The sequence below is a fragment of the Pseudomonas xanthosomatis genome (assembly GCF_019139835.1).
In the GTDB taxonomy this organism is placed as follows: Bacteria; Pseudomonadota; Gammaproteobacteria; order Pseudomonadales; family Pseudomonadaceae; genus Aquipseudomonas; species Aquipseudomonas fakonensis.
In genome coordinates this window covers 2,985,906-3,011,280 of sequence record NZ_CP077075.1, presented here as the reverse complement: position 1 = coordinate 3,011,280, position 25,375 = coordinate 2,985,906, and the positions used below count along the sequence as shown (strand labels likewise).

The following is a 25,375-nucleotide window of genomic DNA, read 5'->3' as shown; positions in this document are numbered from 1 at the left end:
GCCAGGGCTTTTTTGTTTGCACAACCTGGCGCTCAACTGTAGCCGGCTACAAGTTGCTCTCTGACTGGCGCAATGAAATTCTTCTGCTATTTTTTCATGAAAATAATCAGAAAAAATTTCACGAGACCCCGGCATGTTCAAGCAGTCCGCCCAGCACGTCGCCAGTTACTACGCCCGTACCTACCCCGCCAGCATCCCGCTACGCCCCACCCTGCACGGCCCCCACGACACCGACGTACTGATCGTCGGCGCCGGTTTCAGCGGCCTGCATACCGCCCTGCGCCTGGCCGAGGCCGGCCAGCGGGTGACTCTGCTGGAAGCCAGCCGGGTGGCCTGGGCCGCATCCGGGCGCAACGGTGGCCAGGCGCTGCTTGGCTGGTCTTGCGACCTGCCGCCGCTTGAAAAAGCCCTGGGCCTGGAGCGCAGCCGGCGCCTGTGGGACAGCATGTGCTGGGCCGCCCGCGAGCTGCGCGAACTGCCCCAGCGCCATGGCTTCGACATCGACTACCGCACCGGCAGCCTGTGGAGCGCCGTGCTGCCGCGCCGGGTGGCGCTGCTGGAGCAGGCCCGCCGCGAAGCCGAAGCCAAGTACGGCTACGACTGCCTGCGCCTGATCGGCCGCGACGAGTTGCCCGAGTGGGTCGACAGCCCGCGCTACCAGGCCGCCCTGTACGATCCCAACGGCGCCCACCTCAACCCGCTGAAACTGGCCCAGGGCCTGGCCAGCGCCATCGAGGCCGCTGGCGGGCGCATCTTCGAGCAGAGCCAGGTGCTCAGCTACCACGAGCACAGCGGCGGCTTCGTTGCCCGCACCGACAGCGGCGAAGTGCGCAGCCAGGTGTTGGTGCTGGCCTGCAATGCCTACATCGACCGCCTCGATCGCAACCTGGCCCGGCGCCTGCTACCGGTGGGCTCCTATCAGGTGGCCACGGCGCCGCTGGACGCCGATTTCGCAAACTCTCTGCTACCACGCAACAGCTGCGTGATCGACAACCAGTTCGTCCCCGACTACTTTCGCCTTACCCCCGACCACCGCCTGCTGTTCGGCGGCGGCTGCACCTACCTGGGCGGTATCCCCAAGGATGTGGCCGCAGCCACCCGCCCCTACCTGGAACGGGTCTTCCCGCAACTGCGCGGCGTTTCCATCGAACACGCCTGGGGCGGCCATATCGACTGCAGCATCCAGCGCACCCCGGATATCGGCCGCCAGGGCCAGCGCTACTGGCTGCAAGGCTTCTCCGGCCATGGCGTGCTGCCGACACTGGCCGGGGCACGGGCAGTGAGCGACGCCATCCTCGGCGATGACGAGTTGCTGGCCCTGTACCAGGGCATCGAAAACGGCCGCTTCCCCGGTGGCGACCTGCTGGCTGCGCCACTTGAGGCCGCCGCCAAGGCCTGGTACCGGATGCGCGACCATGCCTGAGCTGATCGACGACGCCCAGGCGCTGGCCCGGCTGGTGCGCGACCTGCGCAAGCACCGCGGCCTGACCCTCGACGAGCTGGCCAGCCGGGTCAACCGCTCGCTGGGTTTTCTGTCGCAGGTCGAGCGCGGCCTGTCGCGCCCCACCGTGGCCGACCTCACCGCCATCAGCGAAGCCCTGCACGTACCCACCACCTACTTCTACCAGGCGGTGCCGCCGCGCCAGATCGACTGGGTCACCCGCCCCGGCGAACGGCGCACCCTGTACTACGCCGCCGGGGTCACCGACGTGCTGGTGTCACCCACCCTCAACGGCCGCTTCGCCATGCTCGAAAGCCACCTGGCGCCCGGCGCCAGCAGTGGCGAGGGGCATCTGGACGACAGCTCCGAACAGGGCGGCTTCGTGCTGGAGGGTGAGCTGACGCTCTGGCACCACGGGCACGAGGGTGCCGTCACCCTGCGCGCCAACGACAGTTTCCAGCTACCGCCCCACAGCCAGTTCCGCTACGCCAACCTGACCGACCAGGCGACCCGGGTTCTCTGGGTCTTCCGCTGAGAGCATTACAATGACAAGCACAAAAAACGCGCCCACCCTGCTCGATGAAGTCCGCGCCTTCCGCCTGCACCACCCCGACGTGCGCTACGTCGACCTGCTCAGCCTGGATATCCCCGGGCATTTCTACGGCAAGCGCTACCCCATCGACATGCTCGAGAAGGTCGCCGCCGGCAGCCCGCTGAAACTGCCGCAGAACTGCGTGCTGCTGGGCGCCCAGGGCGGGCTGTTCCCGATCGGTGATTACTGCTTCAACGACGGCGACCCCGACGCCCAGCGCCGCCTGGTGCCCGGCACCCTGAAGCCTGTGACCTGGGAGCGCGAGCCGCTGGGGCAGATGCTGATCACCTCCGACGGCACCGCCGCGCCCATCGAGTTCGAGCCGCGCGAAGTGCTGGCCCGGGTGCTGCAACGCCTGGAGCGCCGCGGCATACGCCCGGTGGTGGCCTTCGAGCTTGAGTTCTACCTGTTCGACCGGGCGCTCAAGGACGGCCTGCCGCAGTTCCCCCGCGACCCGTTCAGCCAGGATGAAGACGACCAGCCGAACATGCACATCGAGCGCCTGTCGCGGTTTTCGGACGTGCTGCACGACATGGTCAGCAGCGCCAACGCCCAGGGTGTGGACGCCAACGTGATCACCGCCGAGCTGGGCCCGGGCCAGTTCGAAATCAACTTCGGCCATTGCGAAGACGGCCTGCGCGCCGCCGACTGGGCGGCGCTGTTCTGCCGCAGCACCCGCGGCGTGGCGCTCAAGCACGGGCTGCGCGCCTCGTTCATGAGCAAACCCTACCTGCAGGCCCCGGGCAGCGGCATGCACGTGCACGTGAGCCTGTACGATCAGGCCGGCAACAACCTGCTGGCCGCCGACCAGCAACGCCCGCTGCGCCACGCCGTGGCCGGCTGCCTGGCGTTGTTGCCGCACTGCATGCCGATCTTCGCCGCCAACCACAATGCGTTTCGCCGCTACGGCGCCATGGTCAATGCCGCCAGCCGTGCCAGCTGGGGCTTCGAGGACCGCGACGCATGCATCCGCATCCCCGAGTCAAGCCCGCACAACCTGCGCATCGAGCACCGCCTGGCCGGCGCCGACGCCAACCCGTACTTGGTGCTGGCGGCCATCCTGTGCGGCATGGAGCATGGCCTGGACGCAGCGCAAGAACCCATCGCGCCACTGAACGATGACCGCACCAGCGGCATCGACTTTCCCAAGGACATGCCCGCCGCCGTGGCCGCCATGCGCGAGCACCCGGCAGTGAACGAAGGGCTGGGGGAGGAGTTCGTGATGGTGTACTGCGAAAACAAGCGCCAGGACCACCTGGCGTTCATGCACGAGGTGAGTGCGCGGGAGTATCGCTGGTTCCTGTGAGCCGAGTGCTGGCGCCTTCGCGGGTAAAACCCGCTCCCACAGGTACAGCATTTGCCTCAGAGGCTGTGCAATACCCGTGGGAGCGGGCTTGCCCGCGAAGAGGCCGGTACTGGCAACCGTTTACCCTCAGGATTACCATACCCTCCTTCCAGCGCGGCCCTTTGCCGCCCCTGCCTTCCTGCCTGCACAGATCCCATGCCCTTCGAACTCACCGTAGAACCTCTCACCCTGCTGATCCTCGCCTTGGTGGCATTCGTTGCCGGTTTCATCGACGCCATCGCCGGTGGCGGCGGCCTGCTGACCACGCCGGCGCTGTTGACTGCCGGCATGCCGCCGCACCTGGTGCTGGGCACCAACAAGCTCAGTTCCACCTTCGGTTCGGCCACCGCCGGCTTCACCTATTACCGGCGCAAGCTGTTCCACCCGGCGCAGTGGCGCCCGGCGCTGTTCGCAACGCTCACGGGCGCGTTGATTGGCGCGGTGATCGCCCATTACATGCCGGCTGAATGGCTGAACAAGATGCTGCCGGTGATCGTGTTCGCCTGCGGTGTGTATTTGCTGTTCGGCGGCACGCCCAAGGCGCCGTTGGATGCCGATGCGCCGATTCGCAAGAAATGGCAGGTACCGCAGGGTTTCACCTTGGGTTTCTACGACGGCGTTGCCGGGCCCGGGACGGGGGCGTTCTGGACGGTCAGTACGTTGCTGCTGTACCCCATTGACCTGGTACGTGCCAGTGGCGTGGCGCGGAGCATGAACTTTGTCAGCAACATTGCGGCGCTGACGGTGTTCGTCATTTCCGGGCAGGTGGATTACATCGTCGGGTTGTGCATGGGGTTGTCGGTGATGGTCGGGGCGTTTTTCGGGGCGCGTACGGCGATCAGCGGGGGGAGCAGGTTTATTCGGCCGGTGTTTATTACTGTGGTGTTGGCGTTGACTGTGAGGTTGGCTTGGCAGCATTGGTTTGGGTGATGGGTTCGGGCTTATGGTGATTGCTTTGGGAGATGTATGCGCATTCGTTGACGATGAGCGCTTTTCGTCACCTTTCCGCCCTTACGGCGGGTAACTTTTTGAGGGATCAAAAAGTCACCAAAAAATCCCTGCTGGTATGACTCACCCACATGGGTTACAAATCAGTTCACGCACATAGGTAACAGTTTTTAACTGGCATGGTCGGTTTTTCGAGGATCTGACCATGCCTTGGCGAGAGCTGAAACCTATGGACATGAAAGTGCTTTTCATCGCTGACTATCTCCAGGGGGCGCCTAGCTTCAGCGCCCTTTGCGAGGCCTACGAGATCAGTCGAAAGACCGGTTACAAATGGGTCGAGCGTTTCGAGAAAGCTGGCCCAGCAGGCCTAGAGGAACGTAGCCGTCGCCGGCTGACGCAAGATTGGGTTGTACCCGTCGCCGTTCGCGAGGCCATTATCGAATTACGCGGCAAGGGCCAGACGGAGCCTGGGCCCAAGAAGATCCAGGCCGCATTGCAGGAACGTTTTCCTGACCAGGCGCCTCCCTCCAAGACAACGATCTACAACATCCTCAAGAAAGCCGAGCTGATCAAGCCGCGGCGCCTGCGTCAGCGCGTAGCGGTCTATCCCAAGCCGCTTGAAAAGGCGGAGTCGCCCAATCAGCTCTTCACTGCGGACTACAAAGGCCAGTTTCTGACAGGAGCTGGGGTCTGGTGCTATCCGTTGACGATCATGGATCACGCCAGTCGCTTCTTGCTCGCGTGCCACAGCATGGCCAATACGAACTTTCTGGAGACACAGGCTGTGTTCACTGAGGTCTTTCGTGAAAACGGGCTACCTGAACGTATCCGGACCGATAACGGCGTGCCGTTTGCCAGTAAAGGGCGTGCAGGGCTCTCCCAGCTGTCCATCTGGTGGCTGCGCCTAGGCATCATTCCTGAACGTATTGCGCCTGGCAGACCGGAGCAAAATGGTCGGCACGAGCGTATGCACCGAACACTCAAAAGTACGCTTCCGTCACCGCCCGCAGTGGCTTGGGAGGCTCAACAACGGCACTTCGACCGCTTCCGGCAACACTACAATTACGAGCGGCTCCACGAAGCACTGAAGCAGAAAACACCAGCGTCCTGCTACCAGCCTTCGCCACGCCCGTTCCCGGAAAAACTACCTGAAATGACTTACCCCAGTCATATCGAGAGCCTGCCAGCTGATCGCAGTGGCATCGTCAACCGCCGGGGTTTGAGGATCTATGTAGGTTACGTGCTCAAGCATCAGACCATTGGGCTGGAGCAAGTCGGGGATGGGGTGTGGGATGTTATTTTCGGCCCAATCATTCTCGGCAGGATCGATGAGCGAGATGCCGATGATGGTTATGTAACACTTCAGGTGTTGTCACCTATGTGAGCGAACTTTTGTGTAACCCATGTGGGTGACCCGTACATGCTCCCATCATCCGGCCCCCTACGCTGCGCTTCGGGGGTTCCCTCGCTCCGGGCTTGCTCCGGAGGTACGCGCCGACGGGCCGTCCCTGGCCCGATCGGCGCTCGACCGGCATCCATGCCGGTCGCCCTCCTACGCAATCCCTACGCTCGGCCTCCTGAAGTCGCGATTTGTGTTGTCTGAACTACCGCGCACTTAGAAGCAAGATCAAGAGCCAGATCAAGAGCAGAGATATTGGTTTAATTATTATTGATGTGTTTTTTGTTCTGGCACAATCGCGGGGCAAGCTTGCTCCCACGCTAGTTGTGCGCACCAACTTCTGGCGTGGGAGCGGGCTTGCCCCGCGATCAAATCCTGAGTTCCCACGGTGGCAACTAGCGGTTAGCTGCGCCAGCCCAGGCGCCGCCACTAACTTCGCGACTTCAGGAGGCCGAACGCAGGGATTGCGTAGGGGGGCGACCGGCATGGATGCCGGTCGAGCGCCGATCGGGCCAGGGACGGCCCGTCGGCGCGTACCCCCGGAGCAAGCCCGGAGTGAGGGAACCCCGGAGCGAAGCGCAGGGGCCGTATGAATGGAGCGAGGATTTTTTGGTGACTTTTTGATCCTTCAAAAAGTTACCCGCCGTAAGGGCGGAAAGGTGAATAAGCGTCACTACAAATAATGAATGCGCCTACAACTTTCAAAACAATCAAAACAATCAAAACAATTAAAACAATTAAAACAATTAAAACCAACAAACCAATATCAAGCAGGCAACACCGGCTCAACCAACCCCAACCGCCGCGCCACATACAAATCAATCAAATACCGCGCAATCGACCGTCCCGCCGGCAACGGCGGCAGTTCATGCACATTGAACCACTGCGCATCCTCGATCTCATCCGGCTGCATGACAATCTCCCCCCCCGCATATTCGGCATGAAACCCCAACATCATCGAATGCGGAAACGGCCAGCACTGGCTGCCAACGTACTGGATGTTCTTCACCTCCACCGCCACCTCCTCACGTACCTCACGCACCAGGCAGTCCTCGGCCGATTCACCCGGCTCGGCAAACCCCGCCAAGGTGCTGTACACCCCGGTAACGAAGCGCGGCGAACGCGCCAGCAACACCTCATCGCCACGGGTCACCAGCACGATCATGCTCGGCGAAATACGCGGGTAGCTGCGCAGATCGCACGGCTGGCAGTACATCGCCCGCTCCCAGTGGATCTGCGTCATCGGCTGCCCGCAGCTGCCGCAGAACCGGTGCTCGCGGGCCCAGGTGCCGATCTGCGCGGCATAACCCAGCACTTTGTAGGTGTCGAAGTCGCCCTCGAGCATGAAGCGCCGCAGCCCCTGCCAGGCGCAGCCCGGCACCTCGCCGGCATTGCGCAGCTCCAGCACAAACACCGGCTGCCCGTCAAAATGGCCAATCCCGTGCTCGCACAGCACCTCCAGGCCCTGGCGCTTGAGCCAGTCACGGGGGAACAGCGCGCCGTTGGCGTCACACAAAAAGCCCTCGGGGCTGCGCGCCACGGCCAGGCCACCGGCGATCTGCGGGTCGAGTACTGCGGTTGTCCAGCGTGCTGACATCGGTTCGGGTCCCTTCAAGGCGCCCGCCAACAGGGGTCAGTCGGCGAACGTCGGTTGCTGTTTGCTCATGTGGGCAGCCACCGCCACCCGCAGGTCTTCGGACTGCAGCATGGCGGCGTTCCAGGTGGCGATGTACTCCAGGCCATCGTCGATACGATGGTCACGCATGTAGCTGAGCATCTCCTTGGTGCCGGCCACGGCGACCGGTGATTTTGCGGCAATCTCGCGGGCAATGGCAAAGACCCCGTCCAGCAGCGCCGCCTGGTCATCGTAAACCCGGTTCACCAGGCCGATGCGCAGCGCTTCGTCGGCGTCCACCATGCGCCCGGTGTAGGCCAGCTCGCGCAGGATGCCGTCGCCGATGATACGCGGCAAACGTTGCAAAGTGCCGACATCGGCGGCCATGCCCATGTCGATTTCCTTGATCGAGAACTGCGCATCATGGGCGCAGTAACGCATGTCGCAGGCCGACACCAGGTCGATAGCGCCACCGATGCAGTAACCTTGAATCGCCGCCAGCACCGGCTTGCGGCAGTTGTCCACGGCATTGAACGAGCGCTGCAGGCGCAGGATGGTGCGGCGCAGCAGGCGCGCATTGCGGCCAACGTCCTTGCCCATCTGCCCGGCCAGCGAGGCCAGCATCATCAGGTCGATGCCGGATGAAAAATGCTTGCCGGCACCACTTATCACCACCGCACGCACCGCATCGGTGTCGTCGACCCACTGGAAGATATCGACGATTTCCTCCCAGAAGGCCGCGTTCATCGCGTTGATCTTCTCTGGGCGGTTGATCTGCACGTGGGCGATGCTGTCGGTCAGTTCAACCTTGAATGCGGTGTATTCAGTCACGGGCGGCACTCCTGCGGGGAAAGGGTTCACGCGCAGGATCTTAGCGCACCCACCAGGCCGTACTTGTGCCAAAAGCAAGACTGCCAACCCTTGTAGCGCCCCGTCAGCGGCTTTTCTTACGAGGCCCTGGCGGCTTTCTGCTTCTGTTGTCGAATTTCCATCGGCCTAATCGACTACCTGGCAAACCCATCCCAAGGAGCACCCCTCATGCGCAAGCTCATCGTCGCCGCCTTCATCACCCTAGACGGCGTCATGCAGGCCCCCGGCGGCCCGCAGGAGGACACCAGCGGTGGCTTCGTCTACGGCGGCTGGCTGCCGCCGTACGCTGACGAAGCCTTCGGCAAGGCCATGCAGGCGCTGTTCAGCCAGCCGTTCGAGCTGCTGCTGGGCCGGCGCACCTACGACATCTTCGCGGGCTACTGGCCCAAGGTCGCCGCCGACTCGCCAAACCAGCCAATGGCCGAGCTGTTCAATGGCGTGGCCAAGCATGTCGCCACCCACCACCCCGAGTCGGTGGCCTGGCACAACAGCCACGTGCTGGGCGCCGATGTCATCGCAGCCGTGCGCACCCTCAAGCAGCAGGACGGCGCCGCCCTGCTGACCCAAGGCAGCGCCGAGCTGGTACAGCAGCTACTGGCCGCCGGGCTGGTGGATGAGCTGCGCCTGTTGGTGCACCCGGTCGTGCTCGGGCACGGCAAACGCCTGTTCGGTGATGATGCCCAGGCCGCAGCGTTCACCTTGCGCGAACACTTCGCCACGTCCACAGGCGTGCTGCTGGCCCACTATGAGCAAAAAAGCCAGGCGCAAACCGGCTCGATCGATTGATCAGGCCAGCAGCCTGGCCAGGGCCTGGGCAAAGCCCTGTGGGTCTTCCAGCATCATCAGGTGGCCAACGCCCGGCAGCACGGTGACGCTGGCCGCCTGCTGCGCGGCCCAGTGCGGTACGTCCCAGCCGCTGCGCGAATGCTCGCCGGCGAGCAAATGCACCGGGGTCGCGGCGATATCGATACGCCCGGCAGGCATGCCTTGCAGCGTGCCGTAGCCCAGCAGATCGGGAGCGATCACCGGCCGGGGGTGCAAGCCTTGGTGAAGTGCGGGATGATCCAGGCAGCCGATCAGGCCATTGACCAGTACCACCGGTATATCCAGTTCCATCGCACGCCTCGCTGCCAGCCAAAGGGAAGGCGCAGCATGGCGCCATGGGCAGCCCTTGAGTAGTTGCCATGCGCCAATCCAGGGTTTGCAATGGCGCCCTTGTGTTTGCCGCACATCGTCAAGCACGGGGCATTGTCGCCTTACAGCCAAAACAGGGAGGGACCCATGTTAGATATCCGCCGCGCAACCCGCCACGACGCCCGCGACGCCTACGCCATCCGCCGCCAGGCGATCCTCCACCAGTGCCCCGGCGATTACGGCGAAGATCTCGCCAGGGCCTGGGCCGAGGTGCCCCACAGCGAGGGCTTTACCACGCTGGTGGCCGACCACTTTCACCTTGCCTGCCTGGACGGCAACACCGTCGCCACCGGCATGATCGACCTGGCCAGTGGCGAGCTGGGCGGGTTGTTTGTGCTGCCCGGGCACATGCAACGCGGCGTCGCCCGGGCGATGGTCACGCACCTTGAACGTATCGCCTGGGCCGCCGGGCTGGAACAGATCCACCTCGACGCCACCCTCAACGCTGCGGCCTTCTACCGGCGCTGCGGCTATGAGGGTGACACCCAAGCGGTCTATCACTCGCCGGCGGGCCTGCAACTGTTGTGCGTACCCATGCGCAAGGCGCTAATAGCGGTATAACATCAGGGCCCTGCCCTCTGGAGACATCGCCATGCTGCCCACTGCCGCCTCCCACAGCGCCCGCCGGGCGCGCCTGCATGTGCTGCGCGGGCGCGTGGGCCTGGGGCTGGTGGCCGCGCTGTCGGTGCTGGCGGGCATGACCGATGCCATCGGCCTGCTGGCGCTGGGTGATTTCGTCTCGTTCATGAGTGGCAACACCACGCGCCTTGCCGTGGCGATCAGCGAGGCAGACCTTGCGCTGATACTGCGCCTGGCCCTGGCGATCTTCAGCTTCGTGGCGGGCAATGCCCTGGGGGTGGTGCTGGCCCGGCGCTTGCGCCGCCGCGCCGCGCCGTTGCTGCTGATCGTCGCCGCCCTGCTGGCGTGCGCGGCCTGGCCGCTGCCGTGGACCTTCCCGGCGCTGGTGCTGGCCACCTTGGCCATGGGCATGCTCAATGCCGTGGTCGAGCAGGTGAACGGGCTGCCGATCGGGCTTACCTATGTCACCGGGGCGCTGTCGCGCTTTGGGCGGGGCCTGGGGCGCTGGTTGCTGGGGGAGCGGCGCGGGGGCTGGCGGGTCCAGCTGGTGCCCTGGGCGGGCATGCTGGTCGGGGCGGCCATCGGGGCCTGGTTGCAGCAGCGGCTGGGGTTGCTGGCGCTGGCGGGGAGTGGCGGGTTGGCTTGTTTGTTGGCGTTGGTGGTGGGGTTTGTGCCGCGGGCTTGGCAGGTGGGGTTTATGGTGCGGTAAGGAGTCGGGGATTGATGGTGGTTGCTTTGGGAGATGTAAGCATATTCATTGACGATGACGGCTTTTAGTCACCTTTCCGCCCTTACGGCGGGTAACTTTTTGAAGGATCAAAAAGTCACCAAAAAATCCCTGCTGGTATGACTCACCCACATGGGTTACAAATCAGTTCACGCACATAGGTAACAGTTTTTAACTGGCATGGTCGGTTTTTCGAGGATCTGACCATGCCTTGGCGAGAGCTGAAACCTATGGACATGAAAGTGCTTTTCATCGCTGACTATCTCCAGGGGGCGCCTAGCTTCAGCGCCCTTTGCGAGGCCTACGAGATCAGTCGAAAGACCGGTTACAAATGGGTCGAGCGTTTCGAGAAAGCTGGCCCAGCAGGCCTAGAGGAACGTAGCCGTCGCCGGCTGACGCAAGATTGGGTTGTACCCGTCGCCGTTCGCGAGGCCATTATCGAATTACGCGGCAAGGGCCAGACGGAGCCTGGGCCCAAGAAGATCCAGGCCGCATTGCAGGAACGTTTTCCTGACCAGGCGCCTCCCTCCAAGACAACGATCTACAACATCCTCAAGAAAGCCGAGCTGATCAAGCCGCGGCGCCTGCGTCAGCGCGTAGCGGTCTATCCCAAGCCGCTTGAAAAGGCGGAGTCGCCCAATCAGCTCTTCACTGCGGACTACAAAGGCCAGTTTCTGACAGGAGCTGGGGTCTGGTGCTATCCGTTGACGATCATGGATCACGCCAGTCGCTTCTTGCTCGCGTGCCACAGCATGGCCAATACGAACTTTCTGGAGACACAGGCTGTGTTCACTGAGGTCTTTCGTGAAAACGGGCTACCTGAACGTATCCGGACCGATAACGGCGTGCCGTTTGCCAGTAAAGGGCGTGCAGGGCTCTCCCAGCTGTCCATCTGGTGGCTGCGCCTAGGCATCATTCCTGAACGTATTGCGCCTGGCAGACCGGAGCAAAATGGTCGGCACGAGCGTATGCACCGAACACTCAAAAGTACGCTTCCGTCACCGCCCGCAGTGGCTTGGGAGGCTCAACAACGGCACTTCGACCGCTTCCGGCAACACTACAATTACGAGCGGCTCCACGAAGCACTGAAGCAGAAAACACCAGCGTCCTGCTACCAGCCTTCGCCACGCCCGTTCCCGGAAAAACTACCTGAAATGACTTACCCCAGTCATATCGAGAGCCTGCCAGCTGATCGCAGTGGCATCGTCAACCGCCGGGGTTTGAGGATCTATGTAGGTTACGTGCTCAAGCATCAGACCATTGGGCTGGAGCAAGTCGGGGATGGGGTGTGGGATGTTATTTTCGGCCCAATCATTCTCGGCAGGATCGATGAGCGAGATGCCGATGATGGTTATGTAACACTTCAGGTGTTGTCACCTATGTGAGCGAACTTTTGTGTAACCCATGTGGGTGACCCGTACATGCTCCCATCATCCGGCCCCCTACGCTGCGCTTCGGGGGTTCCCTCGCTCCGGGCTTGCTCCGGAGGTACGCGCCGACGGGCCGTCCCTGGCCCGATCGGCGCTCGACCGGCATCCATGCCGGTCGCCCTCCTACGCAATCCCTACACTCGGCCTCCTGAAGTCGCGATTTGTGTTGCCTGGGCTATTGCGCGCTTAGAAGCAAGATCAAAAGCCAGATCAAAAGCCAGATCAAAAACCAGATCAAAAACCAGATCAAAAACCAGATCAAAAACCAGATCAAAAACCAGGATGTTGGTTTGATTGTTATTGATGTGTTGTTTGTTCGGGCGCAATCGCCGGCAAGCCGGCGATTGCTATCCTGAGTTCCCACGGTGGCAACTAGCGGTTAGCTGCGCCAGCCCAGGCGCCGCCCCTAACTTCGCGACTTCAGGAGGCCGAACGCAGGGATTGCGTAGGGGGGCGACCGGCATGGATGCCGGTCGAGCGCCGATCGGGCCAGGGACGGCCCGTCGGCGCGTACCCCCGGAGCAAGCCCGGAGTGAGGGAACCCCGGAGCGAAGCGTAGGGGCCGTATGAATGGAGCGAGGATTTTTTGCTTACTTTTTGATCCCTCAAAAAGTGAGCCGCCGTAAGGGCGGAAAGGTGAATAAGCGTCAATACAAATAATGAATGCGCATACAACTTAAAAACCAACTAAAACAACTTAAAACGAACCAACAAACCAACAAACAATAACGTACACCACCAGATCTAAGCCGCCCACGCAAACGCAATCGCCGGCAAGCCGCCCCCCGCCCCCAGGCAAACCCCATCAATCCCGCCCCTGGCGCTTCCCCCCCTTCTTGACCAACGCCTTGACCCGAGCCGCCGCCCGCTGCACCGTGGCCATCTTCTCCGGCCGCTTCATCCCCCGCCACTTGCGAATCTCCTCACGCGTGCGCCCACAGCTCACACACAGCTCACTGTTGAGCTGACACAACGAAACACAGGGGTTCTCGATCTCTTTGGCCATAACCGGCAAGGCTCCTGAAGCGGCCGCGCATCATACTCCAGGCAACCCGCAGGGCAAGTCGATCCACACCCGCAAGCCACCGCCCTCGCCCGCCTGCGCACCAATGCGCCCCTGGTGCAGGTGAATCGCCCGCTGGGCAATCGCCAGCCCCAGGCCAAACCCGTCACCGCCACTGTCCGCCCCACGGTCGAACGGCTCGAAGATGCCCGCCAGCCGCCCAGGCTCCACCCCCGGCCCCTGGTCACTCACCTCCACCCGCAAACCACCCGCCACCAGCAGCGCCCGCACCCACACATCGGTACCCGGCGCGGTATAGCGCACCGCATTGCGAATCACGTTCTCGAAGGCGCGGTACAGCAACTCTTCATGGCCACGGGTGACGAACGCACCGTCGCTGTCCAGCACCACCCGGCACTGCTTCATGCCCGCCTCGAAGCGCGCATCCTCGACGATCTGCGCCAGCAACTCGACCACATCCAGCACCTCGCAGGCGCCGTCATCCTGGCGCGACTGGGCCCGGGCCAGGGTCAGCAACTGCTCGATCAAATCGTCCATGCGCCGCGATTCGCGCTCGATACGCTCAAGCATCTCGCCGCGCTCCGGTTGCTGGCGCAGCAAGCCGATGGCCGCATGCAGCCGGGTCAGCGGCGAGCGCAGCTCGTGGGAGATGTCGTGCAGCAGGTGCTGCTGGGCCTGCACCAGCGCCTTGAGCTGGCCGGCCATGCGGTCGCAGTCCTCGGCAAGGTCGACGATCTCGTCGCGCCGCCGCCCCAGACGCGGGCGCACCCGTACCTCGAAACGGCCCTGCGCCACCTGGCCCATGGCCTCGCGCAGCCAGGCCAGCGGGCGGGTCAGGTACAGGCTGCACAGCAACGCGAACAACGCGCTCATCAAGGTGCCGGTGACCAGCGGGCCCATGCTGCGCGGGCGCGGCGCCTCACCCACACCGCTGGCCACCGAGGCGCGCAACACCAGCGCACGGCCATCGGCGTCGCTCAGCGCCTGCTCGAAACGCACCGGCGCCACCGCCTTGCCGGCCAGCAGTCGCCCGCTTGCGTCATAGAGCCCCACCTGCACATCCGGCGGCTGGGGCGACACCTGCAGCAACTGCCGCCCGGCCTGCTCGCCGTAGCGCTTGAGCAGGGTCAGTTCGGTAGCCAGCAACGAGCGCAACGCCGGGGTGTCGCCGCGCAGCTCATCGAGCATGAAGGCGCCCGCCCCCACCAGAAAGGTCAGGCAGTTGGCCAGCCAGAAGGCCAGGAACAGCTTCCAGAACAGGCGCCGGCGCATCATTCGACGATCAGCATGTAGCCCATGCCCCGCACGCTCTGGATCCAGCTGCTGCCGTCGGCGCGCGGGCCGAGCTTCTGGCGGATGCTGCTCACATGCACATCGATACGCCGGTCATAGCGGGTCAGCGGCCGGCCCAGGGCGTTGAGCGACAAGTCCTGCTTGCTCACCAGTTGCCCGGCCTGGCGCGTCAACGCCTCCAGCAGGCTGAACTCGGTGCCGGTCAGGTCCAGGGGCGTCAGCCCCCACTGCGCCTGGCGCCGCCCCGGCCACAGGGTCAGCGCGCCGCTGCTGACCGCATCCAACGCCTGGTTATCGCTCGCAGCCTGGGGCTGCACCCGGCGCAGGATCGCCCGCAGGCGCGCCACCAGCTCACCCGGCGAGCTGGGCTTGGGCACATAGTCGTCGGCGCCCAGCTCAAGGCCGGCGATGCGGTCGATGTTGTCGCCACGGGCGGTAAGCAGCAGCACCGGTACCTGGCTGCGGGCGCGCACCCGGCGCAGCACGTCGATGCCCGAAATACCCGGCAGCATCACATCCAGCACCACCACCTGGTAGGCACCGCTCAGGGCATGGGCCTCGCCCTCCTCGCCGGTGGCCACGGCGGTGGCGCAAAAGCCCTCGCGGGCCAGGTACAGGGCGAGCATTTCGGTGAGTTCGCGGTCGTCGTCGACCAGTAGCACAGGGGTCATGGGGCACGCTTTGGCAGGGTCTACAGCCGCCAATGATCGCCCCGCACCGCCCGCCTGTCACCGCCGCCCGGTCGGACTTTACACATCTTTACCCCCGGTTAACCGCGCCGTACACAGCCCGCTCGTATGCTCATCGCCCGCTTCGCCAGCCCCGCCCTACCCCCACGAACACGCCTGCCTGGAACCCTCGATGAACTACCCGCGACTGCTGCTCTCCCTCCTGCTGCTCAAGGCCTCGCTGGCCCAGGCGGCAACGTTTCAAGTCGCCGACATCCGCATCAACGGCCTGCAGCGGGTGTCTGCCGGCAGCGTGTTCGGCGCCCTGCCGCTGAGCATTGGTGACCAGGTCGACGACCGTCGCCTGGTGGACTCGACCCGTTCGCTGTTCAAGACCGGCTTCTTCCAGGACATCCAGCTGAACCGCGACGGCAATGTCCTGATCATCAACGTGGTCGAGCGCCCGTCGGTCTCCAGCATCGAGATCGAAGGCAACAAGGCGATCAGCACCGAAGACCTGATGAAGGGCCTGAAACAATCGGGCCTGGCCGAAGGCGAGATCTTCCAGCGTGCAACGCTTGAGGGCGTGCGTAACGAGCTGCAGCGCCAGTACGTGGCCCAGGGCCGCTACTCGGCCGAAGTCGACGCCGAAGTGGTGCCGCAGCCGCGCAACCGCGTGGGCCTGAAGATCAAGATCAACGAAGGCACCGTGGCGGCCATCCAGCACATCAACATCGTCGGCAACACCGTGTTCGACGACGAAGAGCTGGCCCAGCTGTTCGAGCTGAAAACCACCAACTGGCTGTCGTTCTTCAAGAACGACGACAAGTACGCCCGCGAAAAACTCTCCGGTGACCTGGAGCGCCTGCGTTCGTACTACCTGGACCGCGGCTACATCAACATGGACATCGCCTCCACCCAGGTGTCCATCACTCCGGACAAGAAGCACGTCTACATCACGGTCAACGTCAACGAAGGCGAAAAGTACACCGTGCGTGACGTGAAGCTCTCCGGCGACCTGAAAGTGCCGGAAGACCAGGTCAAGTCGCTGCTGCTGGTGCAGCCTGGCCAGGTGTTCTCGCGCAAGGTCATGACCACCAGCTCCGACCTGATCACCCGCCGCCTGGGTAACGAGGGCTATACCTTCGCCAACGTAGGCGGCGTGCCGCAGCCGCACGATGAAGACCACACCGTGGACATCATGTTCGTGGTCGACCCGGGCAAGCGTGCCTACGTCAACCGCATCAACTACCGCGGCAACACCAAGACCGAAGACGAAGTGCTGCGCCGCGAAATGCGCCAGATGGAAGGCGGCTGGGCTTCGACCTACCTGATCGACCAGTCCAAGACCCGCCTTGAGCGCCTGGGCTTCTTCAAGGAAGTCAACGTCGAAACCCCAGCAGTGCCAGGCACTGACGATCAGGTCGACGTGAACTACGCCGTGGAAGAACAAGCCTCGGGCTCGATCACCGCCAGCGTCGGTTTCGCGCAAAGCGCGGGCCTGATCCTGGGTGGCTCGATCAGCCAGAGCAACTTCCTCGGCACCGGTAACAAGGTGTCCATCGGCCTGACCCGCAGCGAGTACCAGACCAAGTACAACTTCGGCTTCACCGACCCCTACTTCACCGCCGATGGCGTCAGCCTCGGCTACAACGCCTTCTACAGCAGCACCGACTACAGCGACTACTACGACGACGGTGTGTCGTACTACGCCATCAACAGCTATGGCGCAGGGGTCAGCATCGGCTACCCGATCAACGAGACCTCACGCCTGACCTACGGGCTGACCCTGCAGCACGACGACATCAGCCCGGGCACCTACAGCGCCGATGAGATCTACGATTTCATCCAGCGCGAAGGCAAGAGCTTCAACAACCTCAAAGCCTCCATCGGCTGGTCCGAATCCACCCTCAACAAGGGCGTGCTGGCCACCCGCGGCCACGCCCAGAGCCTGACCCTGATGGCCACCACCCCCGGCAGCGACCTGTCGTTCTACAAGCTCGACTACAGCGGCCAGACCTACCTGCCCGTCACCCAGAACACCACCCTGCGCCTGCACACCAACCTGGGCTACGGCAACGGCTATGGCGCCACCGACGGTCTGCCGTTCTACGAGAACTACACCGCCGGCGGCCAGGGCTCGGTACGCGGCTTCAAGGACGGCACCCTCGGCCCACGCAACACCCCGGCCACCGGTGCTTATTCCAGCGCCGGCCAAGCCTATTACTCCGACCACGACACCGACGCCCTGGGCGGCAACATCCTGATCACCGGCGGTGCCGAGTACCTGTTCCCGCTGCCGTTCGTGAAGGACCAGCGCCAGCTGCGCAGCTCGGTGTTCGTCGATGCCGGCAACGTGTACGCCGACACCTGCTACCTGAGCACTACCACCGGTTGCGGCAGCGTGAGCCTGAACCAGCTGGCGGTGTCGCTGGGCGTCGGGGTGACCTGGTACAGCCCGATGGGGCCGCTGAGCTTCAGCCTGGCCGCGCCCCTGAAAAAGCCGGACGGCGCCGAAACGCAAATCTTCCAGTTCTCCCTGGGCCAGACCTTCTGAAAACTGAGCCCCCCCTGTAGGAGCCGGCTTGCCGGCGATGGCGTCAGGCCTGCAAACCATGATGCCGCGGCTGATGGCCCTATCGCCGGCAAGCCGGCTCTCATAGAGCAAACTACAACTTATTGATTTAACACGGTCCCTGTGGGAAGCGGCCTTGCCGGGGCGCCGTCCGGTCGAGATGGGGCGCGAAGCGGCCCCAAGATCTCGGCCTCATGCAAGATTGCCGGGGCTGCTGCGCAGCCCATCGCGACACAAGGCCGCTTCCCACAGGGACCGTGGAGCATCTGCAAGACCAGTTCTCTGCGCGACAGCGCAGCCCAAAGGGCTGGGTGATCTCCTACAGGGGTATTACCTGCTTTTACTCCCGCTTAACCCAAGTTCACCGTGCCCTTGCCTAAGCTGGTCACTACAGAACCTCTTGCGCAGGATCCCGTATGCCACCCTTCCCCCACACCGCGCTGGCCACGGCGCTGCACGACGAAAACCCCACCCCGCTGCTGGCCCTGGTACAGCAGCGCCTGGCCAGCCTGCTCGGCGCGCGCTTCACAGTGGTGCTGGCCGCCAGCGGCGATGCGGCCAGCCACTACCACCTGGCCATCCAGCACAACCGCAGCGGCCTGTCGCTGGAAGACAGCGGCGAGCTCGGCCCGGGCTTCGCCACCCACCTTCTGGCGCTGGGCACACGCGCCAAGGCCATGCTCGAATCACCCACCTTCGAACGCATGGCCAATGGCAACCCCGACCAGTTGCTGGTGTGGCTCAGCGACTCCGCAAACACACCACCTACCCTGCAGGAGCCGGCTTGCCGGCGATAGGGCCTGCACAGGCGAAAGCTGGCACCGGCTGCGCCTGTGATCGCCGGCAAGCCGGCTCTTACAGGGATCGCACCAGTTTTTAGAAGTTGAGCAAAACACTTGCTCCCACAGCCCCGAGCCCGCCCATGGCTCATGGTCAGCCCGGCATTACCCCGTCACTCAATCCTGAAACTGAAGGTGTTCTTCACATTGGCCACCGCCACCGCCTGACCATTGACCAACCTTGGCTGGTAACGGAAACGCTTGGCCGCCGCCAGCGATGGCTTGACGAACAACGGGTGACAGTTGCCGACCACCTGCGGGTCGGTGACCCGCCCGGCGGGGTCTACCGTGTAGGCCACCGTGCACTCCCCCTCGATATGCCGGTCCAGCGCCCGCTGCGGGTAGTCCGGCGCTTCTTTGGCGATCGGCAGGTACTGCCGGCTGGCGGCGTCGGCCTCGGCACGGGCCTTGGCGGCAGCGGCCTGGCGCGCGGCCTCGGCATCACGCGCGGCAGCCAGGCGCTGCTCCTGCTCACGCGCCTCGCGGGCCTTTACGTCCCGCGCCAACTGCTCGCGGCGCTCGCTTTCCAAGCGCTGCTTGCGCGCAAGCTCAGCCTGCAGCTCGCGCTCGCGGCGCTCCTTTTGCTGCACCCGCTTGAGCGCCAGCGCCGCGTCTTCAACCGGCGGCGCCTGCACGGTCGGTTGTGGTTTTGGCGCAGGCGCCACTGGTGCCGGCTCCACCACCGGCGGCGCAGCCACCACAGGCTCCGGCGCCGGCAACTGCACCAGCTGGGTCTGGATCACCTGCGCCGCTGGCGGCGGCAGCTCGGGGGTGTGCGACAGGCTGAACAACAACCAGGCCGCGCCGGCATGCAGGGCCACGGCAATGGCCAGCGCGCTGCCATGCTCGCGCCATGCTGGCCACATCGGTTGCTGCAAGGTCAGGCTGGTCATGGTCACGGCGCCTCGGTAATCAGGCCCAGGCGGCTGACACCACCGCGCTGCAGCTCGGCGATGCCGGCCACTACGCTGGCATAGTCGGTGTCGCGGTCGGCGCGCAGGTACACCTGGGTCTGCGGGTCTTGCGCGACGATGGCGGCGATCTTCTCGCGCATCTGTGCGGTGTCCACGGCGCTGTCGGTCTGCGCGGTGGTGTCCACCTCGCTGCCCAGGTTCCAGTAGTAACTGCCATCGGCCTTCACCGACAGCGTCACGATGCGCTGCTGGTTCGGCGTGGGCAACGCCTCGGCGGCCACCTTGGGCAGCTCGATCTGCACGCCCTGCACCAGCATGGGCGCGGTGACCATGAAGATCACCAGCAGCACCAGCATCACGTCGATGTAGGGCACCACGTTCATTTCGGCCTTCAGGCCATGTTTGCGCACAGGTCTGACTAGCATGCTCGGGTCTCCTCAGGCCGCAGCGGCAAGGTTCGCCGGGGCGGCCTGCAAGCGGCGTTGCAGGCGGCCCTGCAGCTCGTTGCCGAAGGCGTAGTAGCGGGCGATCAGGGTTTGCGCACGGGCCGAGAAGCGGTTGTAGGCCATCACCGCAGGAATGGCCGCAAACAAGCCGATGGCGGTGGCGATCAGCGCCTCGGCAATGCCGGGGGCGACCGTGGACAGCGTCGCCTGCTGCACCTGGGACAGTCCAAGGAACGAATTCATGATGCCCCACACGGTGCCGAACAGGCCGATGTAGGGGCTGACCGAACCCACCGTGGCAAGGAACGGCAGGCCCTTTTCCAGGCGCTCTTCCTGCTCGGCGATGGCCACCAGCAGGCTGCGCTCGACGCCCTCCAGCACCGCATCAGGCTGCTGGCCGGGATGCAACTGCTGGAAGCTCTGGTAACCGGCGACGAAGATCTGCTGCAGCCCAGCATCCGCCCCCGGTGCGTTGCGCTGGGCGTCCTGGTACAGCGCGCCGAGTTCACCTTCGCGGAACTGCTTGAGAAATGCCTTGCCATGGCCTTCGGCGCGGCGCAGCAAGGTGCCGCGCCAGACGATCAGGTACCAGCTGAGCAGCGAAGCCAGCACCAGGCACAGCATCACCGCCTGTACCACCAGGCTGGCCTCGCTGACCAGGCCCCAGACGGTGGTGTGTTGCAGCGGGGTTGTCGGAGTTTGCATGTTGTGTGTCCTTTCAATCGGGGGAGCCGGCTGGCTCCTAGTCAATGGCAAAGAGGTTGCGGGGGGATGACAGCGCTCCCGGGCCAATATCGGCCCCTGTGGGAGCGGGCTTGCCCGCGAAAAGGGCGACACGGTGTATGGCACCGGCTTCGCCGGTGTTCGCGGGCAAGCCCGCTCCCACAGGGATCGCATCAGCTATTAGAAATGAGCAAGACAGTTGCTCCCAAAGCGGGCTTGCCCCGCGATGGCCTTCACTCCAACCCCAGAGCCCGGGCCACCTCGGCCCAGGCCACGTACTTGTAGTTCTGGTTACCCTCAGGCATGCGCTTGCGCCCGTCCTGCACCACCAGCAGCCCCAGGCTCAGGGGCCCGCCCAGGTTGGCCGAGGTCACTTCCAGGCCATCGGTCTCGGAGGCTCCATCGATGCCGCGCTCGGCATCCAACCCCACCTGGAAGCTGCCGCGCAGCCGGTACGGCGGCTCGGCCTCGAGCACCACGTAGCGGTCGTTGCCCTGGCTAGAGATCACCAGGTAATCGCGCTGCGCACCGTGGTACAGCGCCAGGCCTTCGATATCGTCCTGCACCGGGCCGCCCACGCCGATCACCTTGTGCAGCGTTGCCGGGGCACTGCTGCGGGCATCCAGCGCCCACACCGCCACATCCTCCTCACCGATGAACAGGCGCTGGCGGCGGTCGTCGGCCACGCAGCCCTCGGACTGGGTCGGGGTGCTGAAGCTACGCACCCGCTGGCCGCCGGCCCTGCCGCTGCTGCCGTCCAGGCGGTACTGCTCGAAGCGCCCGTCCTTGTCGTTGACGATGGCGTCGATGGCGCCATCGGCGCCCTTGAACAGGCACAGGCCGTAAACCTCCGTCAGCCCCGTGGGCACCTGGCCGATATCGCTCAACTGGCCGCTGCGCGGGTCAATGGCGAACAGATGCAGGCCATTGGTGTCACGGTTGCTGGCCACCGCCAGGCCCACCTCGCGCTCGCCCAGGCGAAAACCGCTGCGCACATCGACGTTGTTCAGGCGCCCCACCCGCAGGTCTTGCAGTTGCTTGCCAGCCAGGTCGTAGGCCAGCAAGCCGCCCTTCTTGTCGGTGCCAAGCACACGACTTTGCGCAGGGTTTTGCGGGTTGACCCAGATCGCCGGGTCGTCTGCCGCATCACCCAGGCTGGGTACCCCGTCGGTCTGCGCCAGCGCGGTGACCTGCGCCGGGGCGGCCGGCAGTGGCAGCGCTTTCGGCGCCCAGCCCAGCTGCGCGCGGTGGGTGCCTTTATCGTCCACCAGCAACAGCTCCAGCCCCTTGCCGGCAGCGCGGGCGCTTACCTGTTCGGGCTCCTTGAGCGTGGCCAGCGGTACCACACCTGCCGCGGTCCAGTGCCCGGCAGCCTGCTGATACAGGTGCAAGGCGCCCGCCGCCGGGTCCAGCGCCAGCAGCCCGCCCGGCACCACGGCCATGCCCGCAGCAGCTTTGGCCAGCCCGCCGAACGGCGCACGCAGGTCTACCGGCTCGCGCAGCAGCGGCGCCTCGGCGGCCGCCTCGTAGCGCCACAGGCCGACGTTCTCTTCGTTCACGTACAGGCTGTGGCTGGCGTCATCGGCCTGGCAAAAGCCGCTTTGCGGCGGCAGGCTCAGGGCCCGTACCTGGCGTGCTTCGGCCAGCGGCACGCCGGCATGGCCGACCAGCCACTGCTCGCCAACGCCCTCCTCGCCCACCAGGAACAAAAAGTCGTTGCGCGCGCTGTCGCGGTACAGGCACAGGCCTTCGATGGCATAACGGGTCTTGGGCAGGTACAGCGGCGCCGCCCACTGGCCGTCGCCACCCAGGCGGGTCAGCAAGGCCTGCTGGCGCTTCTTGTCGAGAGTCGCCACCAGCAGGCCCTTGGCATCGGCGCGGTGGTCGAGGGTCTCGAAACGCCCGGCCAGCTCACCGAGCACACGGCCCTGGGCATCGACCACCTGCAAGGCCTTGGCGGCCACCTGCAAGCGTTCGGCCTGGTGCATGAACGGCAGCGGCGCCAGCCACTGGCTGTATTCGCTGGCAACGGTCTGGCTCTTGAAGGCCAGGTTCGGCGCCGCGACGGCGGCGCCCTGGGCCAGGGCGATACACAGCCCCAGCATGGACAGATTGAACATACGCATCGGCAGGCAGTATCCGGGTCAGAAGTGGGTAAGGGTCAGGCCGAGCTTGTAGGTCGGGCCGTATTCTTCGTATTGCGCGTTGTAGCGGCGGTGGCCGCTGTACACGTAGTAGGACTCGTCGGTGATGTTCTGCGCCTCGAAGGTCAGCTGCAGCTCGGGGGTGAGGAAGTAGCCGGCCTTGAAGTCCACGTGCAGCTGGTCGTCGGCGTACTGGTCGTGGGCCTTGTCGTCGATGGCGCCCAGCTCCAGCAGGTAGCCCGACTTGTAGTTGGCGGCCAGGCGCAGGTTGAGGCGCTCGTTCTCCCAGCCAACCATGAAGTTGCCCACGGTGTCGGACTGGTTGGGCAGGTCGATGTGGCGCTTGGCACCGGTGGCGCCCTGGTAGGTGGCGTCGGACTTGCTCAGGGTCAGGTTGGCGCCCACCAGCAGGCCGTCCCACGGCTCGGGCAGCCAGTCGAATTTTTGCGAGTAGGCCAGCTCCAGGCCGTACAGGCGCGCGCCGCCGCCGTTCTCGAAGGTCAGCGCCTCGTCGAAGCCCAGCCACTCGCCGGTGCCGGCAAGGTCGGTGCTGTAGATGAAGTTGTCGATGTCCTTGTAGAACAGGAACGCCGAGGCCACCCCGGCGCGGCCCATGTAGTGCTCGATGCCGAAGTCCAGGTTCATCGACTCCAGCGGTTTCAGCTCGGGGTTGCCGAACGAGGCGTCGGCGCCGTCGATGGCAAAGCCCGGGGCCAGCTGGCCGAAGGTCGGGCGCACCACGGTGTTGGTCCAGGCTGCGCGCAGCGCAGTGGCCGGTGTCAGCTGGTAGCGCGCATGCAGGCCGGGCAACCAGTGGTCGTAGCGGTTGCTGCTGTGGATGCTCTCGTAGGTGCCGTCGCGAAGGCCGGTGCCCTTGGCGTCGAACTCGGTGCCCTCGTAGCGCAGGCCGGCGATCAGGCGCCAGTCGCCCACGTCCAGGGTGTGCATCAGGTAAGCGGCGTTGATGTCCTCGCGCATGTCGAAATCGTTGATGCGCGAGGCTTCTTCGTCGTAGAACGCGGCCTTGTCCAGGCTGCCGATCAAACCCTTGATGGCCCCGGCGCTGATGCCGTTGCCGTAGTGGCCCAGGGCGTAGTCGACATTGCCGCTCTGGTAGTCGGCCAGGCTCACGCCGGTGAAATCGTCGTACACCCAGGTTTCGGTGTCGCTGGTCTTGTCGCGCCGGCTGACCTTGCCGCCAAACTTCACCTGCGCGCTGTTGCCGGCCAGGTCGTAATCGCGGGCCAGGTCCAGGCGGATGTTCTTTTCCTGGTCCTTGCCGTTGACCTTCTCCCATTCCACTTCATCCAAGGTGAAGTTGTTGGGGTTGTAGAAATCGCTGCCCACGCTCAGGCGTGGCTTGGAGGTGCCGTCAAACCCCACACCGTCGAAGTCGCCGACGAACTTGGCCCCGGCGATGCCGCCCGGGTCTTTCTCGGTGGCCTGGCTGTAGCCGGCCTGGGCGCTTAAGGTCCACTGCTCGATCATGCGCTCGCCGCCAAGCACGTAGGACTGGATTTCCTGGGTGTCCTCGCGGGATTTCAGGTCGCGCCAGCCCTCGGCCTCGCCACGCTGGCCCGAACCCTGCGGATCGGCGAACTCCAGGCCCATGGCGTTGCGCGTCTCGGTGTCCTTGAACTTGCTGTACAGGGTGCGCAGGTAGTAGCTGGAGTAGTCGTCGGGCTGGTAGTCGAAGTTCAGGCCAAAGCCTGTGCGCTCGCGGGTGATCTGGTAGTCGCGGGCCTCCACCTCTTGCAGGCGCGCATCGGCGCCGCTGAAGTCCCAGTTGCCGCCGGTCTCGACGTTGTCCGAGCCGAACTTGCGCTTCTGCCAGCTGAACGCCGCCGCCACGCCAAAGTTGTCCACGCCGTCACCCAGGCTGAAGCGGTTGCTGAAGGCGCCGGAGAACTTCGGGCTGGTCTTGTCGACGTTGGTGTCCTGGCTGGCCTCGCTGCTGAAGGTGTAGAACAGCCCGTCGTGGTCGAAGGCCGACAGGCTCTCCACCTCGATGGTGCCGCCCAGGGAGTTGGCGTCCATGTCCGGGGTCAGGCTCTTGACCACCGACAGCGATTGCACCAGCTCGGCCGGCAGCACGTCCAGGGCCACGGCGCGGCGGTCACCCTCGGGGGCCGGTACCAAAGTGCCGTTGATGGTCACGCTGTTCAGGTCCGGGGCGATGCCGCGCACGCTGACAAAGCGGCCTTCGCCCTGGTCGCGCTCCACCGACAGGCCCGGCACCCGCTGCAGGGCTTCGGCGGCGTTGTCGTCCGGCAGTTGGCCGACGCCATCGGCGTGCACCACGCTCTCGATGCTGTCCGAGCTCTTCTGCTCGCGCAGGGCCTTGTCGATGCTGGCAGCCTGGCCGATCACCTCGACCCGCTCCACCGCCTCTTCCTCGGCCCAGGCAGGTGCGGCGCCGATGGCGATGGCCAGCAGGCTGACCCGAAACCCGTTGCAACGGATGTGACGTAACGGCATTGCCACCTTGGAAACCCTCGTTTGCAGTGGCCCGGCGAACCCGGGAATGGCTGCGAACGCTAAAAAGGCTGTGTGGCACTTGCATGACAGAGCCCGGCAGCTAACGCCCCGGCACCGGGTTTTCGGCGGTT

Annotated in this window: 23 protein-coding genes; 11 read left to right on the top strand and 12 right to left on the bottom strand. The window is 64.6% G+C overall.

The genetic code is table 11. The annotated features are described in order from the left end of the window. Positions 1 to 133 precede the first annotated feature (133 nt). From KSS93_RS13385 to KSS93_RS13365, 5 genes are all read left to right on the top strand, one after another. Positions 134 to 1,423 carry an NAD(P)/FAD-dependent oxidoreductase gene (locus KSS93_RS13385; protein ID WP_217884514.1) on the top strand — a complete coding sequence of 430 codons (1,290 nt, stop codon included), beginning with the start codon at positions 134 to 136 and terminating at the stop codon, positions 1,421 to 1,423. Continuing rightward, positions 1,416 to 1,976 (top strand): helix-turn-helix domain-containing protein, encoded by a 561-nt coding sequence (locus tag KSS93_RS13380; RefSeq protein WP_217884513.1) that lies wholly within the window; start codon positions 1,416 to 1,418, stop codon positions 1,974 to 1,976. The genes KSS93_RS13385 and KSS93_RS13380 overlap by 8 nt, the downstream gene beginning before the upstream one ends. Positions 1,977 to 1,986: 10 nt before the next feature. After that, positions 1,987 to 3,339: a glutamine synthetase family protein gene (locus tag KSS93_RS13375; protein WP_217884512.1), complete on the top strand. Its 1,353-nt coding sequence runs from the start codon at positions 1,987 to 1,989 to the stop codon at positions 3,337 to 3,339. Positions 3,340 to 3,534: 195 nt separating this feature from the next. Further along, positions 3,535 to 4,308: a TSUP family transporter gene (locus KSS93_RS13370; RefSeq protein ID WP_217884511.1), complete on the top strand. Its 774-nt coding sequence runs from the start codon at positions 3,535 to 3,537 to the stop codon at positions 4,306 to 4,308. A gap of 223 nt (positions 4,309 to 4,531) precedes the next feature. Beyond that, the gene (locus KSS93_RS13365) at positions 4,532 to 5,710 is read left to right on the top strand and encodes an integrase core domain-containing protein (protein ID WP_217884504.1); all 1,179 of its coding nucleotides are present in this window, start codon (positions 4,532 to 4,534) and stop codon (positions 5,708 to 5,710) included. Positions 5,711 to 6,491: 781 nt separating this feature from the next. Here the strand turns inward: KSS93_RS13365 and nudC are convergent. Then, positions 6,492 to 7,322, bottom strand: a complete 831-nt coding sequence (gene nudC / locus KSS93_RS13360) for an NAD(+) diphosphatase (protein ID WP_217884510.1) — start codon at positions 7,320 to 7,322, stop codon at positions 6,492 to 6,494. A gap of 36 nt (positions 7,323 to 7,358) precedes the next feature. Beyond that, positions 7,359 to 8,171, bottom strand: a complete 813-nt coding sequence (locus KSS93_RS13355) for a crotonase/enoyl-CoA hydratase family protein (RefSeq protein ID WP_217884509.1) — start codon at positions 8,169 to 8,171, stop codon at positions 7,359 to 7,361. Between the two features lie 207 nt (positions 8,172 to 8,378). Here KSS93_RS13355 and KSS93_RS13350 point away from each other — a divergent pair, with 207 nt between their 5' ends. Further along, the gene (locus KSS93_RS13350) at positions 8,379 to 8,996 is read left to right on the top strand and encodes a dihydrofolate reductase family protein (protein ID WP_217884508.1); all 618 of its coding nucleotides are present in this window, start codon (positions 8,379 to 8,381) and stop codon (positions 8,994 to 8,996) included. Here the strand turns inward: KSS93_RS13350 and KSS93_RS13345 are convergent, their stop codons facing one another. Then, on the bottom strand, positions 8,997 to 9,326 hold the full coding sequence (locus tag KSS93_RS13345) for an alpha/beta fold hydrolase (protein ID WP_217884507.1): 330 nt from the start codon (positions 9,324 to 9,326) through the stop codon (positions 8,997 to 8,999). A 165-nt stretch (positions 9,327 to 9,491) separates the two neighbouring features. Here KSS93_RS13345 and KSS93_RS13340 point away from each other — a divergent pair, with 165 nt between their 5' ends. The 3 genes from KSS93_RS13340 to KSS93_RS13330 all read left to right on the top strand — a co-directional run bounded on the left by KSS93_RS13340 (position 9,492) and on the right by KSS93_RS13330 (position 12,095). Beyond that, positions 9,492 to 9,965: a GNAT family N-acetyltransferase gene (locus KSS93_RS13340; RefSeq protein WP_217884506.1), complete on the top strand. Its 474-nt coding sequence runs from the start codon at positions 9,492 to 9,494 to the stop codon at positions 9,963 to 9,965. 31 nt (positions 9,966 to 9,996) lie between these two features. Then, a complete protein-coding gene (locus KSS93_RS13335; protein WP_217884505.1) occupies positions 9,997 to 10,692 on the top strand; it encodes a YoaK family protein in 696 nt (231 codons plus the stop codon). Between the two features lie 224 nt (positions 10,693 to 10,916). After that, entirely contained in the window at positions 10,917 to 12,095 is a 1,179-nt protein-coding gene (locus tag KSS93_RS13330; protein WP_217884504.1) for an integrase core domain-containing protein, read from the top strand. 179 nt (positions 12,096 to 12,274) lie between these two features. Here KSS93_RS13330 and KSS93_RS13325 read toward each other — a convergent pair whose 3' ends face one another. From KSS93_RS13325 to KSS93_RS13310, 4 genes are all read right to left on the bottom strand, one after another. Beyond that, complete coding sequence (locus KSS93_RS13325) at positions 12,275 to 12,466, bottom strand: hypothetical protein (RefSeq protein WP_217884503.1); 192 nt, start codon at positions 12,464 to 12,466, stop codon at positions 12,275 to 12,277. Positions 12,467 to 12,945: 479 nt separating this feature from the next. Continuing rightward, the gene (locus KSS93_RS13320) at positions 12,946 to 13,146 is read right to left on the bottom strand and encodes a DUF1289 domain-containing protein (RefSeq protein ID WP_217842954.1); all 201 of its coding nucleotides are present in this window, start codon (positions 13,144 to 13,146) and stop codon (positions 12,946 to 12,948) included. Positions 13,147 to 13,176: 30 nt separating this feature from the next. Then, positions 13,177 to 14,439: a HAMP domain-containing sensor histidine kinase gene (locus KSS93_RS13315; protein WP_217884502.1), complete on the bottom strand. Its 1,263-nt coding sequence runs from the start codon at positions 14,437 to 14,439 to the stop codon at positions 13,177 to 13,179. After that, positions 14,436 to 15,128: a response regulator transcription factor gene (locus tag KSS93_RS13310; protein ID WP_217884501.1), complete on the bottom strand. Its 693-nt coding sequence runs from the start codon at positions 15,126 to 15,128 to the stop codon at positions 14,436 to 14,438. The genes KSS93_RS13315 and KSS93_RS13310 overlap by 4 nt, the downstream gene beginning before the upstream one ends. Before the next feature lie 190 nt (positions 15,129 to 15,318). Here KSS93_RS13310 and bamA point away from each other — a divergent pair, with 190 nt between their 5' ends. Beyond that, complete coding sequence (gene bamA, locus KSS93_RS13305; protein WP_217884500.1) at positions 15,319 to 17,682, top strand: outer membrane protein assembly factor BamA; 2,364 nt, start codon at positions 15,319 to 15,321, stop codon at positions 17,680 to 17,682. Between the two features lie 434 nt (positions 17,683 to 18,116). Next, positions 18,117 to 18,497 carry a hypothetical protein gene (locus KSS93_RS13300; RefSeq protein WP_217888646.1) on the top strand — a complete coding sequence of 127 codons (381 nt, stop codon included), beginning with the start codon at positions 18,117 to 18,119 and terminating at the stop codon, positions 18,495 to 18,497. 155 nt (positions 18,498 to 18,652) lie between these two features. On the opposite strand, the gene KSS93_RS13295 is transcribed toward KSS93_RS13300, so the two are convergent. The 5 genes from KSS93_RS13295 to KSS93_RS13275 all read right to left on the bottom strand — a co-directional run bounded on the left by KSS93_RS13295 (position 18,653) and on the right by KSS93_RS13275 (position 25,244). Next, positions 18,653 to 19,432, bottom strand: a complete 780-nt coding sequence (locus KSS93_RS13295; protein WP_217888645.1) for an energy transducer TonB — start codon at positions 19,430 to 19,432, stop codon at positions 18,653 to 18,655. Positions 19,433 to 19,434: 2 nt separating this feature from the next. Continuing rightward, complete coding sequence (tolR, locus tag KSS93_RS13290) at positions 19,435 to 19,878, bottom strand: protein TolR (protein WP_217888644.1); 444 nt, start codon at positions 19,876 to 19,878, stop codon at positions 19,435 to 19,437. Between the two features lie 12 nt (positions 19,879 to 19,890). Beyond that, positions 19,891 to 20,604, bottom strand: a complete 714-nt coding sequence (tolQ, locus tag KSS93_RS13285) for a protein TolQ (protein ID WP_217888643.1) — start codon at positions 20,602 to 20,604, stop codon at positions 19,891 to 19,893. Positions 20,605 to 20,855: 251 nt separating this feature from the next. Further along, entirely contained in the window at positions 20,856 to 22,748 is a 1,893-nt protein-coding gene (locus KSS93_RS13280; RefSeq protein WP_217888642.1) for a phytase, read from the bottom strand. A gap of 18 nt (positions 22,749 to 22,766) precedes the next feature. Then, on the bottom strand, positions 22,767 to 25,244 hold the full coding sequence (locus KSS93_RS13275; protein ID WP_217888641.1) for a TonB-dependent receptor: 2,478 nt from the start codon (positions 25,242 to 25,244) through the stop codon (positions 22,767 to 22,769). Positions 25,245 to 25,375: the final 131 nt, after the last annotated feature.

Coding starts and splice junctions, on each gene's coding strand:
- KSS93_RS13380 (WP_217884513.1), top strand. CDS start 1,416: ATGCCTGAGCTGATCGACGACGCCCAGGCGCTGGCCCGGCTGGTGCGC.
- KSS93_RS13330 (WP_217884504.1), top strand. CDS start 10,917: ATGCCTTGGCGAGAGCTGAAACCTATGGACATGAAAGTGCTTTTCATC.
- KSS93_RS13370 (WP_217884511.1), top strand. CDS start 3,535: ATGCCCTTCGAACTCACCGTAGAACCTCTCACCCTGCTGATCCTCGCC.
- KSS93_RS13365 (WP_217884504.1), top strand. CDS start 4,532: ATGCCTTGGCGAGAGCTGAAACCTATGGACATGAAAGTGCTTTTCATC.
- KSS93_RS13310 (WP_217884501.1), bottom strand. CDS start 15,128: ATGACCCCTGTGCTACTGGTCGACGACGACCGCGAACTCACCGAAATG.
- KSS93_RS13315 (WP_217884502.1), bottom strand. CDS start 14,439: ATGATGCGCCGGCGCCTGTTCTGGAAGCTGTTCCTGGCCTTCTGGCTG.
- KSS93_RS13340 (WP_217884506.1), top strand. CDS start 9,492: ATGTTAGATATCCGCCGCGCAACCCGCCACGACGCCCGCGACGCCTAC.
- bamA (WP_217884500.1), top strand. CDS start 15,319: ATGAACTACCCGCGACTGCTGCTCTCCCTCCTGCTGCTCAAGGCCTCG.
- KSS93_RS13375 (WP_217884512.1), top strand. CDS start 1,987: ATGACAAGCACAAAAAACGCGCCCACCCTGCTCGATGAAGTCCGCGCC.
- tolQ (WP_217888643.1), bottom strand. CDS start 20,604: ATGCAAACTCCGACAACCCCGCTGCAACACACCACCGTCTGGGGCCTG.
- KSS93_RS13350 (WP_217884508.1), top strand. CDS start 8,379: ATGCGCAAGCTCATCGTCGCCGCCTTCATCACCCTAGACGGCGTCATG.
- KSS93_RS13280 (WP_217888642.1), bottom strand. CDS start 22,748: ATGCGTATGTTCAATCTGTCCATGCTGGGGCTGTGTATCGCCCTGGCC.
- KSS93_RS13335 (WP_217884505.1), top strand. CDS start 9,997: ATGCTGCCCACTGCCGCCTCCCACAGCGCCCGCCGGGCGCGCCTGCAT.
- tolR (WP_217888644.1), bottom strand. CDS start 19,878: ATGCTAGTCAGACCTGTGCGCAAACATGGCCTGAAGGCCGAAATGAAC.
- KSS93_RS13275 (WP_217888641.1), bottom strand. CDS start 25,244: ATGCCGTTACGTCACATCCGTTGCAACGGGTTTCGGGTCAGCCTGCTG.
- KSS93_RS13300 (WP_217888646.1), top strand. CDS start 18,117: ATGCCACCCTTCCCCCACACCGCGCTGGCCACGGCGCTGCACGACGAA.
- KSS93_RS13320 (WP_217842954.1), bottom strand. CDS start 13,146: ATGGCCAAAGAGATCGAGAACCCCTGTGTTTCGTTGTGTCAGCTCAAC.
- KSS93_RS13385 (WP_217884514.1), top strand. CDS start 134: ATGTTCAAGCAGTCCGCCCAGCACGTCGCCAGTTACTACGCCCGTACC.
- nudC (WP_217884510.1), bottom strand. CDS start 7,322: ATGTCAGCACGCTGGACAACCGCAGTACTCGACCCGCAGATCGCCGGT.
- KSS93_RS13345 (WP_217884507.1), bottom strand. CDS start 9,326: ATGGAACTGGATATACCGGTGGTACTGGTCAATGGCCTGATCGGCTGC.
- KSS93_RS13295 (WP_217888645.1), bottom strand. CDS start 19,432: ATGACCAGCCTGACCTTGCAGCAACCGATGTGGCCAGCATGGCGCGAG.